Consider the following 12,642-nt stretch of genomic DNA (forward strand, 5'->3'; position numbering starts at 1 on the left):
TCAAGAGGAGGTAAGCCAACGCCAGCTTCACGGACTCATCAAGCATGTGAGCTCCCAGCCAGCCGGTGTTTAAGTGCACGGCCGGCTTCGCCGGGTCGTGAGGCAGACCGATAGGATAGTTGCAGTCAGCCATCCGTCAGTGCTCGTCATCGGACCGAGCAGCGGCGAGTGGTTTGTTTTTTCTTGATTGTGCCCTGAGCGGCACGCTGGCGTGCGGCCAAACCAACCCGGATCATCTAAGACACACACAATGAGCAAGAGATGGCGCGCGCCACAAAACGCAACCCAAGGACGCCGAGAAAGAATAGTACAATCCATTTCCAGCAGCTGCGTTACGCCGTTGCAGCAGCGGATCACGGCAGTTTTCGAGCGGCCGCCGAAATGTTGAAGGTTCAACAAGTGACGGTGAGCCGCTGCGTTCGTCAGCTTGAAAAGGCGGTCGGCACTCGCATCTTCGATCGATACAGCGGGGGCGTCCGTGCGAGTCAGTTTGGTCGTTCATTCCTGCGCGTCGCAAGAAGCATCATGGAACAGGCCGACAGCTTGGAAAACTCAGGACGGATGACCGAACGTGGTGAGTCTGGCCGGCTTGCAATCGGCTTTTATACGTCAATTAGCGCTGGCAGCCTTCTTGCGTTGTTGGTCGAATACAAGCAGCAATTTCCACAGGTCGATATTCAAATGATTGAACGTTCGAAGGACCGTCTCACGACAGCCTTACGCAACCAGGCCGTGGACGCCGCCATTGTGACCGGCGAAGGAGCTCTTCCTGGAGCGAGGTCGATGCCGCTCTGGAGCGAGCGCATTATGGCAGTCTTGCCCGCAGGCCACCGATTAGCCGAAAGCCAAACCGTTTCGTGGACGGATCTCAGCGGCGAGACCCTCTTGCTTGGTCGGCGAGATCCTGGACCTGCAATTCACGAATGTCTCCTCGCAAATCTCCTCTGCCTAGAGGATCGACCCAAAATCGAATGGCACGATGCGACGCGAGAAACTCTAAGAAGCCTTGTTGGCGCCTTTCCGCGTATTGGACTCACACTCGAATCGTCCCTTGGCACGAACTCCGAGGATATCGTTTACAGGGAGATCCGGGACGGCGCTGGTTCGACGCGGATCGGGCTCTCTGTGAGCTGGCGAGCAGAGAACGAAAGTCCAGCGCTGGCAAATTTCTTAAAGTTGCTGAAACGACGATACCCGTCACCTTCCTGATTTGTCTGCCGCTGTAACACCGACGCTCCGATTGATTGGCGAGGGCACCAGAACGCGTAGCGCAACGATGTCAAGCGACAGGCGACGGCGCTCGTATTCTGGCGGAGGAGAAGAAGGACGATTGGCAGGCGTTCAACTTGCTTCGGGATCGGCTACGGCTGCCGGAGCCCTCCCTCGATCTCTTAATTCTATGCTGCCCCTTGAGCACCGTCGTCCGTTGGAGAGCCGTTGAATTCGAGGAAGGCCGCGAACGGTTGGGCGGCAGAACGGCAACGAGCTCACCCAACGTCCAATGGTGTAGTCTCTTGCAGGCGATAGAGGCCGATCGGCACTCTCGCTGAAGCGTTCCCAATGTACAATTGCGTTCCGTATTTGGGGGACGCCAGAGCGAGAAGAGTGGCACCACAGGCGGCTAGAATGGCCGAAAACCGTCCCATCAGAGTGTTACCCTTCGACGCTGGAGCCAACCTGGCGAGGGGCGCGGGTGCAGGCCCACGGGGCTTCGTTGACGGAGAGGCGGTTGTCGACGTGATGCCAATACTCACGCGCAGGCTCGGCGGGATTGATGCCCAGAGCTTCCACCGCATCGATCAACTGGAGCGCGCGGCCGACCTTCGGGCACTCAGTTAGCGGCAGCAGGCTTCCCCGCCGGGCCTACCGAGGAGACGGTGGAAAAACGCGGCCCTGGTGCGACCGCGCGCATCACATCAATGCGTAACAGGACTGGCCCGAAGTCGTTGGACAAACAGCGAACGAAGGCGAAGATGCTGCCGGCGCAAATGAAGGGATGCGGCGCTGACGATGATCCGTTCGGCTGCGGGCTTGCCGAAACGAATTCGGTTCTCGATCCGCGTTGCAAGCTACAAGAGTCAGAGGTTTGTGAGTTCGCTCGCTCCAGATGATTGAGACAGATGGGGCTGTACCGCCGGGCACGGCAGCCGAGGCGCATGCACAGCAGAGCCCAGGCTGGGCAGAGAGGTCATCATGAAGCAGCGCTCATCGGTGTTGCCGAACCGCCGCAGCCATCCTGCCGACTTTGCCGCCGAGAGGCGGCGATCCCCGCGAAGACCGCCAGTTCAGAAAGTCCGCAGCATAGATCGCCCACGCCATATTCCGGCGTGCTGGCGAGGTCATCGTGATCGTTCCAGGCGAAAAACGGTTGCTGAAATTCCCTCAAACTGGCGAGCGTGAGCAACGGATATGTGCTCAGGTCTTGCCGCTCACGGAGCAGCAGATCGTCAGGATCCACGCGAGGCAGCTCGAACTGGTCGCGCGCTGAATGAGGTGAGCTATATTGAGACAGGTTACGGTCTGACATGGCTCAGCGACGCTCTTTGCCGGCATAGGGAATGGGTGTCTGCCGTTTGGCAGGCAGCACGAACCCGTTGCCGGGATCGCTGGTCGAAGTCTTGGCACCGCGATCCACCCAGACCTTCAGGTCGTCAATCCCGTAGACGACGCGGCCTCCCAGCTTCCGGTACATCGGGCCGGTGCCATAGGTGCGGTGCTTCTCCAGCGTGCGGCTGGACAGGCCGAGAAAGCGCGCAGCTTCGGGCGTGCGGAGGTAGCGTGGCGGCAAGCCGGCGTTCAGATGGGGCATTGGCGAGACCCCGTGATCGTCTGGAGCGCGGCCAGGTTCGGCCAGCGCGCCGACGGTCATGATGGCGCAATGCATGGGCTGACGGGGATGCCGAAAGATGTAGGGGCAGAAATTCGGCACCGCCTCGCTATTTCGTTGTCTTACGGGAAGGGGGACGCAGCAACCTGCGATAGCCGCCGCCAATGAGCTTGCGGCCGTATTCGACGAGGCGGCGTACTCGGCTTCGCAAGCTGTGGATCTTCCAAACGCCTTCGGAGATGCGATCGATGCCAAACAGGACTTCGGCGATTTCACGATAAGTCGCTCCCCCGGTTTGCGCATCAATTGCGCGCAGGGCCAGAACCACGCGGCGCCGGCGCGGCCGCGACAAGGTTCGCAGAGGATCTCCAGGCCGCCTGCCATTTGCGGCGCGCCACAAGCGCGTGCATGCATGCGCTCGGACATCAACGTCGCGGTCGAGCAGAAACTCGACCGCATAGGCAGCGGCAAGAAGGGGCGGCTCTTTTACCCAGACGCGGTGCTCCACGTCGCGCAAGTGAAACACGGCGTGCCAACCGTCCGGACCTTGCCGGATCTGGTCCTGACTCAAGGCGCTGAAATCCAGGCGAACGAGGCGAGCCTGCGCGTCTGCGAGCAACACGGGGCGCACGGGAACGACAGTCGGCAGAACCTCCGGCGCCCAGAAGATGGTCTGTTCAAGGTGGGATTGACCTGGATCAGCTGCGAAAAACCAACCCCCAACGCTTGCGAAAGACAGGCGTCACGCTGAAGGAGGTGGACGGCAAATCCTGCTGATCGCGTCGGAAGTCGGCATTGCGGCGCAGGCATTCCCAGGCCAGGGCGGCCCCTTCTGCATCAACAGCCCGATCATATGCGTCCGACGACCTCCAATCCAAGCCAGGCATCTCACTCTCCGTCGCATCACAGATTGCATCACATCGTCGTGATGATCAACGGTTGTCCGAAATTGCCAGCGAGTCGGGAAGTACGAAATCATGATCCACGTTGTGCGTACGATCGAACTGCAAAGCCGGAGAGAAGGTCGTTCTATAGTCCGCTCAATTGGGAGACTAAAGATTGGGATTCGCTGTCCCGCCTCGCAACAACTGACGGTATCCGTGTTCGGACATCCATTTTGCGCGGGCCAGATGCGTGTCGAACGCGCGTCTCGCACGGTCGTGTTCTCGCTCGGGATCAATATGCAGCACGAGTTGAGCAACTTCGCGCCAATCTGCCCCCTCGCTGTCGGCGTCGAGCATGCGCCAATAGATAACAAGGTGCTGTTCGTCGTACACCGTTAGCTTGGAATCCGTCGGGGCAACGTCAGCAACCGTCGGATCGGGAGGTGATTTTTTCATGTGTGCAACAACACGTGGATCGACTGCAGCGTTCCAACAACCATGCAAGTCCGATCGACTTACTTTTGCCCCATTTCAATCAGCGCCACCACTACGAATTAGTCACAGCGGCTTCATAGGTGCTGCTCAAACGGCGATTTCTGATTCCCTCACAGCGCATCCGGCCGCTGATTCGTAAGGCACCCTGAAAACGGGACGCCGGTGGCGCCGCAAAATTCTCCTGCGACGGAGGCTCAGCGTTGAGGCGGTCTATGAACAAGGGACATCCGTCCACGACGGCCGACCACTCGCTTCCAGTCCACGCAATGCGCAAAACGAGAGCAATCGGCATCGCAACGCAAACTTACAACAATAGTAGGTATATAGCCAGTGGTTTTATTGACTGCTAAATCGCTGCTCTAACCATGAGAGCTCGTGCGCTTGTTGCCTGGAATCGATGACAAGGTCGATGTCATTTTGGATGTCGCGGTCACGACTGGGCAAACGAACGAAGGGGAGATGATCGAGCCGCAAGTCGATGAGGTTGAAAGCGATTACAGGCATCGACATCAAGGTGGTCACCGCCGATGCCGGCTATGCCTACGCTAAAGTCTACGGTGCGCTCGAGAGGCGCGGCATCGATGCCCTGATCTCAGCTAAAGCCGACCCAATCAAGGGTTGCGTACCGCTCAGACGCTTCCGGTACGACGCCAAGAACGACCTCTTGAAGTGCCCGCGAGGACGTATCTTGCGCCCGCGCGGCCCATCAAGCACGGCCGTTTCTTTTACCCGAAGGCGAAGGATTGCGCCCGGTGTCCGCTCAAGGGCGATTGCCTATCCAAAGGGCGGGTTAACAAAGTGGTCGTTGTCGGTGACGATTATCCGGCACTGCTCCGCGCCCGCCGCCGTCGCGAGCGATGGAGTAAGCAGGATCGACGGCTCTATCGACGCCATTGCTGGCGCTCAGAGGGCTTCCACGGCGAAACCAAAACCTGGCACGGACTAGCGCGCGCCATACGGCGCGGTCTACCGAATATGAACATCCAGGCCTACCTGACGACCGCCGCCATCAATCTGCGCAAAGCCGCTCGCTCGCGACGGCGCTATATGAGGGCGCGCGTGCGGACGGCTTCGCTCTACCGAGCTACACCATCACTGGGGACACGACCCCTTATCAGTTCAAATGGCGACAGATGGTCGCTCTGCCGCGGACGACGGGCGGGTGTTCGTCCTGCATCGAGCGAATCCGGCGTCTGGCAGGTCTTCGAAAACACTCGACATTGCGGAATGTCTCGCTCCCGGCAACGCCGATCCCGCGCAGCAGGCTCTCATCCAGCTAATCGAATACTTACTTCCTAAAAGCAGGGTGCAGGAAATTCGGCTTCACGACGAGCGGGCCACTGCTCCGGAGGGCGGCGACGTCCTCTGCAAAGGCGCAGTGCGCCAGACGAGAACGCTTTCGCGGCGGCATCCGGCATTGTCGCCGCGGGCGGCGAGCGCAACGAAAGAGATACAATCCTGAGCGCTACTCGGATGGTTTAGTGAGCGCCGATCGCTCTGCGGCTGGCTTGCGCGAGATCATCGCCTCCACCTTCTTCAGCGTCTGCACAAACTCAGATCGAAGATATCGCTCGTGGTCCTGGTCTTTCGGCTCGGAGAGGAATGCGACCTTCACAAGGAACCGGTTCAATAGCGACGCAATTGCAAGGTTGTCCAAGTGCTGCGAACGGAGCGCTGTGAGTTGCCGACGCATCTCAACGAGATCGAGTTGTTCGCTTTTTTGTTGCCTTTTCACATGACACCCGCGCGAGATTTCTACAATCAAACGAAGCCACCGCACCAAGTATAATGGCCCGACGACTTCGCCATTGGGGACCGGACCAACGGCAATGTCCGGCGCTTTAGAAGGTAGCGCTTCGCAGTGACGCTGCAATCGAGTTGTGGGATTAAGCTTGATGCAGCGAGATCGGGTTAATTCTGGAACATCAGTTGTGCCTGTGAAGGTAGAGCCAAGGCAACCCTACTGCTCGCGATCCATTGCCGGATGCCGGCGGTTCTTCCGGCTAGCTCGCTGGTACAGGTCGCGATCCGTCGAGAAGATATCTATCTCTTGGCTAGCGTTAGGGTGGAACCTCCTCTCTTTCAACGCGGCGCCAAAAGGGACGGGACGATTTTTTTTTGCGCGGGTAGTAAACTGTGGCGCAGGAGAACGAATAGAGTTCTCCAGTCGATGCTAGCCGCCCCCTGCGACGTCCTCCATTCGCGAATGGTCCCGCTCTTTGTATCGGTAGTGAATGCGAAACGAACTCATCGGGTCAGCAAGTTCGTCGTCACCTTCAAATGACGGCGCACACTCTTTGAACGAAGCTCGCCGTTTTCGAAACGCAACTGATTGATCTGCGCCAGCAAGTCCTCACTCGCTTTTATTCAACCAACTGCAGGATGTTTTGAAATCGCCTTGTGAAGCGAGATGATGAGCTTCGATTTGAGCTCCTCCCTTGTATTCCAAAACTGGACGAAGCGATTTTTAGTTCGAAAGCCGTGCGAAGGCTCGGGCCGTTCTTCGCAATTAAGGCAGCCGCGACGATCCGCGCGAGGTCAGACAAGGTGAATATGTGCCCTTGCCCTTGCCCTTGCCCTTGCCCTTGCCCTTGCGCTCACCGAGGCCTTTGAAGAACCCCAGGCGACGCCAATCACGTAGTGTCTCAGGTTTGCAGCGCGCCGCGTATGGGACATATTCCCTCGGGCATGGCGGCCTTTCCTGCCGCCGGATCGTTGGCGCTCCCAGACGGATTCCGCTCATGCGCGACAATCGCGTCGATCAAGCCGCCGAGTTGACCGACCAATCGACGACAAACGTCAGAAAAGGTATCACCGGGGCTCCGATCTCAGGCATCGAATTTTCGACCAAGCCCACGGCCGCTTTGCAGGTCAACCTGTCAAAGCTGCTCCGATCGGCGATGGAACGGCTCGACATCTACGAACAGTGGGGTGATTACTCCGATGCATCAGAAGCATTGCGATATGGCACCCGCGCTCAAATCTGAGTTGCCGCCTGATTTTGAACAGCGCTGCTCCGCGACCCTGGCGCAATTGGAAGGCAAAGACACTGAGCTGCTTGATCTCTTTCTGTTCAGTGCGCTCCTTCACCTTACAAGCAAAGACGCGGCGGAACTTGTCCTGCTGGACGGTCCAGCAGCTCGCCCCGTGAGCAGCATATCGATCGTTCGTCCTTCGGCGGGGTGCCTGTCGGGTGGCATGGCCGTGAAGATGGAACGGGTGGAAAACGAGTGCGTCCCGCTGGCCGATATGGGCCGCAAACCGGATGACGTGCGCGACGCGCTCATGCGCCATTCCGGTGACAATCGCAACCGATCTTCATGCTCCGCCTTCATCTCGAGAAGGACGTCTTCCGGATGCCGCTCGTAAAGGGCTGCCCTCCACCCGATGACAAAGTCTCTGTCACCGTGTATTTCGAACGCACTTCCTATTAATTCGGCAGCGGACGCAAGAGCAAACGCTCACCGAAGTACAACGCTTTCGCCGCGGTCAACTACCACTGCTAGTAATTGATCAAACTTGCGGATTTGTTCAATATTCGATCAAGCGGACGCTGCGGCCACCAGTCCTGCGGACACCAATCCGAAGCCTCGTGAAGATCAAGCGGGAAACCACTCGCTGCGACCCACAGATGATGCAGTATCCAGCTAGCGGTCGGCCGATCGGCGTTGGTCTGCGTGGTCGCAGTGAATAGTGTGACCCAGGGGCAACGCAATATGGGGCCGTGGCTGCAATGATCTTGTCGGACAATGTCATTCCTCGCACCGATGTCATCAAACGCGCAGGGCGCATCGGCGCAGAAATCCGAAATATCAAGCTGTCAGGCGATTTACCGGAGCAGATGATTGCCTCGATCAATGAGCTGCTGTTGGAGCACAAGGTCATCTTCTTTCGCGACCAGCTCCACCTCGATGACGCGGAGCAGGAACGCTTTGCCATTCGTTTCGGAGAGTTGGCACCTCATCCGACTCTCGGCGCGATCAAGGGAACAGCGTCGATCATCGAACTTGATTCCACCCGCGCAGGTAGCCGGGCGGATCTCTGGCACACTGATGGAACCTTCGTGAATGCCTACCCTAAGATCGCGGTGCTGCGAGGCATTGTGATGCCACCATTCGGTGGCGATACGGTCTGGTCAAACACCGCCTCGGCCTACCTCGACCTAGCGCCGCCGCTCCAACGGCTTGCAGATAGGCTATGGGCCGTTCACAGTAACGCCTTTGACTACGCAATACTTGCCCGCGTCAGCGAGCTCGACAAGAAGCACTTGGACGAAGTCTTCACTAAAACAATCTATCAGACTGAGCATCCCGTTGTGCGCGTGCATCCGGAGACTGGCGAACGCACGCTCGTGCTCGGCGCCCTGGTGCAAAACTTCGTTGGTCTGCCGAAATACGTTGGCCAGAAGCTGTTCGATTTATTTCAGTCTCATATCACCGCGCTCGAAAATACTGTACGTTGGACTTGGAAGGATGGTGATGTAGCGATCTGGGACAATCGCGCTACACAACATTATGCAGTGAATGACTACGGCGACCAACATCGTCTCGTTCATCGCGCAACCGTGGCCGGTGAGGTGCCAGTCAGCATCGATGGTCGGAGCAGCGTGACCCGCATAACGGGACCCAAGGCGCCGGCCACCAAGACAGGTCACACCATTGGCTGAGACACGCACGATGGAAACTCTGCGGTTACGGCTTGATCGCCGTGTGCAATATTCGGCAGCTAGGTTCCCCGTCGCAATCAAAAAAGTGAACTTGAGCTGCGTCTCTCAACTTGAAAAGCAACAACTGTTCCGGAGCGGCCGCAAACAGGTTCAGCGGCTGCTCGTAGCGGTACAATACTCATTTAAACAGCGGGGGAGTGTCCTCGGCGGCAGATGTTGAGTCTCGATCGGCGCGACGTGGCGGGACCTTTCGAGGAATGCTCCGGTCGTGAGTTTTTGCGCAATCGCCCCACGATCTCTGCTTTTTGTGGGTAATGGCCGCGACAGGATAGTTGGTTAGCACCGCGCTTTCTGAACCGCCATCTGCACCTTTCGTGTCCATCCTTTGCGGTAGTCGCCTCCTCGCCTTGCGGCGCTTGGGACGGCGATACCGCTTCAAGCACACAGTCTCGGAGCCGACGCTAAAGCGGGATGGGGTTAGGTTGAATCGATTTGGGATTCCCAAATCAGTGAGTTTCTGATTCACCATGCTGGCTGGGTTGGAGGCCAGCATGGATGGGCAAGCCTTATTCTCTGGATCTCCGTAAGCGTGTCGTGTCCGCGATCGAGGGCGGGATGTCCCGCAATCAGGCAGCCAAGCAGTTTGGGGTCGCGATCAGCACGGCCATTGGCTGGATGAAGCGGGTCGATGAGACCGGCAGCGTCGAGCCGGGCCAGATGGGCGGTCACAAGCCGAAGGCGGTTTCGGGAGACCACGCGGTCTGGCTGTCGCGACGGATCAAGGACGGCGATTTCACCATACGCGGGCTCGTTGCCGAGCTCGCCGGACGCGGCCTGAAGGTCGACTACCACTCGGTGTGGGACTTTGTGCATGCCGAGAAGCTCAGCTTCAAAAAAAAGCGTGGCGGCTGGCGAACGCGATCGCCCCGAGGTGGCGCGGCGGCGAGCCCAGTGGGCAAAGTATCAAGGTCGCGTCGAAGCTGAGCGGCTGGTCTTCATCGACGAGACCTGGACCAGGACCGATATGGCCCCCTTGCGGGGATGGGCGCCGCGCGGACACAGACTTCACACCAAGGTTCCCCACGGCCGCTGGAAGACCATGACCTTCCTGGCGGCCCTGCGCCATGACCGGATCGATGCGCCATGGTTCATCGAAGGGCCGATCGATGGCGTGAGCTTTCGCACCTATATCGAGAAGGTTCTTCTGCCCGTCCTTCGACCTGGCGATATCGTCGTCTTGGATAACCTCGGCAGCCACCGGAGCAAAGCAGTTCGTCAGCTCATCCGTTCGGTCGGCGCCAAACTGTTCTTCCTGCCGAAATACTCGCCCGACCTGAACCCGATCGAACAGGTCTTTGCCAAGCTAAAGCATCTGCTCCGAAAGGCCGCCGCGCGAACTGTCGACGCGGTCTGCGCCGCAATCGGCTACGCACTCGATGCCTTCAGCTCCGACGAATGCGCCAATTACCTCAAAAACTCAGGATATCGAACCTAATGCCATCATGCTTTAGCAGAAACGCTTAACCCGTTGCTCTATCTGTAAGCAAAGCCGCTCCTTGAAATAGTCCTGGCATCCATCGGGACAAGCGGAGGGAACGAGCACGAAGGGCGCGTCGTGTCAGACGATACCAACCTTCGCAATTGATGCAATGTGGACTGCCTGGCAATCGAGCCGGCGGCGAAAATCGCGTCTTACACGTTAAGGAAGTAGGTATCCACTATGGAACTGCCTGCACAAGCAGGCGGGAGGGATCTACCTCGCAAAATAGGAAGACTCACAAGCGGACCAATGCGACCTTAGCGCTGTCGGTCCGCTCTGCGTAATGCCCAACGTAAATGGCCATTATTGGTGGCGACAGGATCCTGAACTTTGGACCCGGCTTCTTGGCTGCATGCAGTTGAGGCCCGCTTGCAATTTGGGTATGCAGCAGGCGTCATTTGGCAAACTAAGGCTGTCTCGGCTGGTCCTTCTGCACTCTACAAGGAAATGGAATTATCGAGGTGGCGGACGGGATCAAAGCGGTACTCGCCAGGGCAGCTTTAGGATTTGGCTTCGCCAGTCCGCGGTCGAATTCAAAGAAATTGCTGGAGATGTTGTCTCACTGCACCTCTGCTAGCCTGGCGAAGCGCCGTGCGGATATCGACGAGATAGACGCAAGGCGGCAACGCCGGTCGACGGCATCGGCGGCGGAAGCAGCCGAGGGCGGAAGGTTGGTCGGCCTGACCGTTCTGCGAAGCTCATTGCGGCAACGATGTCGTTTCGTGCGGCGACAAGATTGCACGCGTCTATGGAGGGAGCTCATATTAGCTTGAAGGCTCAAGACAGACGAGGCCGCCAAAGTCTCCGCAGAAAATTTGCGCATCAGTTGATTTCGGCCCTTCACGGCAAGCGAACTCTCTCTACACCGTGGGTATCTGGCTCCGAATGCACTGTGCAATAGGTACCCCTCCGGCGAAGGATCCAGAACGGCACGAAGTCGCACTTCCGAAGCGGCAGGTGTCGCTGGCCCCGAGCGAGCGGGCCAGCACCCCGCCGGCCCTGCGAAGTTCAGCCTATTCTCCGCCCTCGTAGAACAGCTCGAGCGGCAGGCCGACCAATGCCTTACCGATCCAGTCGCGAGCAATCACGTTTGACGGTCCCATGGCGATAGCTGCCCGGGCGTCGCGGAATAAGCGCTCGATGGGTCCGCGATGATAGCCGTAACCTCCCGTGACCGTGAGCGCCGCCGCAGCGACCTTGTTCGCAACCTCGGCGGCATGGACCTTGAACTCGGTCAGAGGAATCAGGATCTCGCTCTGCGGCTTGCCGGCTCGCCAGAGTTCATCCAGCCTTGCCGCGAGTTCCAGGCGCCACGGCCGCAAGGTCTCGACCAGGACCTTGGCCGCACCGAGCTCCTGCCGGATCGCCTGGTAGTCCGACAGGCTCTTGTTTCGATCCTTGTGCACGAAATTCGTGGCGTGCTTGACGGCTGCGTTCAACGCGCCGCGGGCGACGCCCTCCCAAACCGCGCCGAGGCCGATCAGATAGACCGGGGATACGCCATTATAGATGATCTCCTTCCCCTGCCCCTCGGTGCCGAGCCGATCACGCCGCAGCACCCGTACGTTGTGGTAGCGGATAGGACCTGAGTGATTGCCGCGAACACCGAGCGCATCCCAAGGCTTGGATTCGATCCCCTCGGACTTGCCGTCGACAATGAAGAAGACGATGTCGGTCTGGTCCTTGGCGCCTGGGGTACGCGTCTGCACGACGTAGAAATCAGCTTGGCCGGAGCTTGTCGTGAACGACTTTTCGGCGTTGAGGAGATAATTGTCCCCATCGCGCGATGCCTCCGAGAGGTTATACCACCAGTGACCACCGGTGGCGCGTTCGCTGGTCGAGTATGTACCAAGGAGAGCGCCATTGTTCGCCTTGAGCCAGCGCTCCTTCTGCTCGTCGTTACCAAAGAGACTGATCGTCTGAGCCGCGCCGACATGCATCACGTAGACGAGGCCGGTCGACGCATCGGCCTGTCCGATGCGGTAAGCGGCTTCGGCAAAATCAATATGGCCAAGACCAAGGCCGCCAAAGCGCGTTTCGTTCAGCACGCCGGTCCAGCCGGCTTCCGCCAATGCCCTCAGATTCTCTCTCGGAAAACGGCTTTCGAGATCATTGCGGTCTGCGTTAACCTTGACGGTCGCATCGATCGCGGCATCCAGCCGGGAATAAACGTCGGAATCGATCTTGCGTGCCAGATTGTCGTTAGCCATGGTCATTCTCCCCTGTGTTC

13 protein-coding genes and 1 pseudogene are annotated in these 12,642 nt (G+C 58.6%); 6 read left to right on the forward strand and 8 right to left on the reverse strand.

Going from position 1 to position 12,642, the window contains the following annotated elements; translation table 11 throughout:
• The first annotated feature begins 261 nt into the window (after positions 1-261).
• A complete protein-coding gene (locus A5906_RS36290; protein ID WP_080139938.1) occupies positions 262-1,209 on the forward strand; it encodes a LysR family transcriptional regulator in 948 nt (315 codons plus the stop codon).
• A gap of 436 nt (positions 1,210-1,645) precedes the next feature.
• On the opposite strand, the pseudogene A5906_RS46540 reads toward A5906_RS36290, so the two are convergent.
• The 6 genes and pseudogenes from A5906_RS46540 to A5906_RS36315 all read right to left on the reverse strand — a co-directional run bounded on the left by A5906_RS46540 (position 1,646) and on the right by A5906_RS36315 (position 4,167).
• Positions 1,646-2,057 (reverse strand): annotated as a pseudogene (locus A5906_RS46540) (DUF2840 domain-containing protein).
• 134 nt (positions 2,058-2,191) lie between these two features.
• Positions 2,192-2,527, reverse strand: coding sequence for a hypothetical protein (locus A5906_RS42165; protein WP_136615740.1), 336 nt, complete (start codon positions 2,525-2,527; stop codon positions 2,192-2,194).
• Between the two features lie 3 nt (positions 2,528-2,530).
• A complete protein-coding gene (locus A5906_RS36300) occupies positions 2,531-2,809 on the reverse strand; it encodes a helix-turn-helix transcriptional regulator (RefSeq protein WP_080139992.1) in 279 nt (92 codons plus the stop codon).
• Between the two features lie 127 nt (positions 2,810-2,936).
• Positions 2,937-3,449 (reverse strand): DUF2285 domain-containing protein, encoded by a 513-nt coding sequence (locus A5906_RS36305; RefSeq protein WP_245327096.1) that lies wholly within the window; start codon positions 3,447-3,449, stop codon positions 2,937-2,939.
• 76 nt (positions 3,450-3,525) lie between these two features.
• Positions 3,526-3,714, reverse strand: a complete 189-nt coding sequence (locus tag A5906_RS45680; protein WP_080139943.1) for a transcriptional regulator domain-containing protein — start codon at positions 3,712-3,714, stop codon at positions 3,526-3,528.
• Positions 3,715-3,879: 165 nt separating this feature from the next.
• The gene (locus A5906_RS36315; protein WP_080139945.1) at positions 3,880-4,167 is read right to left on the reverse strand and encodes a DNA -binding domain-containing protein; all 288 of its coding nucleotides are present in this window, start codon (positions 4,165-4,167) and stop codon (positions 3,880-3,882) included.
• Positions 4,168-4,875: 708 nt separating this feature from the next.
• Between A5906_RS36315 and A5906_RS46545 the strand changes: the two genes are divergently transcribed.
• Positions 4,876-5,505 carry a transposase gene (locus A5906_RS46545; protein WP_161495479.1) on the forward strand — a complete coding sequence of 210 codons (630 nt, stop codon included), beginning with the start codon at positions 4,876-4,878 and terminating at the stop codon, positions 5,503-5,505.
• 166 nt (positions 5,506-5,671) lie between these two features.
• Here the strand turns inward: A5906_RS46545 and A5906_RS36325 are convergent, their stop codons facing one another.
• Positions 5,672-5,971: a hypothetical protein gene (locus tag A5906_RS36325; protein ID WP_245327097.1), complete on the reverse strand. Its 300-nt coding sequence runs from the start codon at positions 5,969-5,971 to the stop codon at positions 5,672-5,674.
• 976 nt (positions 5,972-6,947) lie between these two features.
• On the opposite strand from A5906_RS36325, the gene A5906_RS36330 reads away from it, so the two are divergent.
• The 4 genes from A5906_RS36330 to A5906_RS36345 all read left to right on the forward strand — a co-directional run bounded on the left by A5906_RS36330 (position 6,948) and on the right by A5906_RS36345 (position 10,367).
• A complete protein-coding gene (locus A5906_RS36330) occupies positions 6,948-7,193 on the forward strand; it encodes a hypothetical protein (protein WP_080139951.1) in 246 nt (81 codons plus the stop codon).
• Positions 7,171-7,575, forward strand: coding sequence for a hypothetical protein (locus A5906_RS36335; RefSeq protein WP_136615743.1), 405 nt, complete (start codon positions 7,171-7,173; stop codon positions 7,573-7,575). Before A5906_RS36330 ends, A5906_RS36335 begins: the two co-directional genes overlap by 23 nt.
• Positions 7,576-7,930: 355 nt before the next feature.
• Complete coding sequence (locus tag A5906_RS36340) at positions 7,931-8,872, forward strand: TauD/TfdA family dioxygenase (protein ID WP_080139955.1); 942 nt, start codon at positions 7,931-7,933, stop codon at positions 8,870-8,872.
• Positions 8,873-9,427: 555 nt separating this feature from the next.
• A protein-coding gene (locus tag A5906_RS36345; protein WP_430642445.1) for an IS630 family transposase occupies positions 9,428-10,367 on the forward strand; the annotation gives its coding sequence in 2 pieces (ribosomal slippage) (positions 9,428-9,763 and positions 9,765-10,367; 939 coding nt in all).
• A gap of 1,058 nt (positions 10,368-11,425) precedes the next feature.
• On the opposite strand, the gene A5906_RS36350 is transcribed toward A5906_RS36345, so the two are convergent.
• The gene (locus A5906_RS36350) at positions 11,426-12,622 is read right to left on the reverse strand and encodes an acyl-CoA dehydrogenase family protein (RefSeq protein ID WP_080139993.1); all 1,197 of its coding nucleotides are present in this window, start codon (positions 12,620-12,622) and stop codon (positions 11,426-11,428) included.
• Between the last annotated feature and the right edge of the window lie 20 nt (positions 12,623-12,642).

Source organism: Bradyrhizobium sacchari (genome assembly GCF_002068095.1).
In the GTDB taxonomy this organism is placed as follows: domain Bacteria; phylum Pseudomonadota; class Alphaproteobacteria; order Rhizobiales; family Xanthobacteraceae; genus Bradyrhizobium; species Bradyrhizobium sacchari.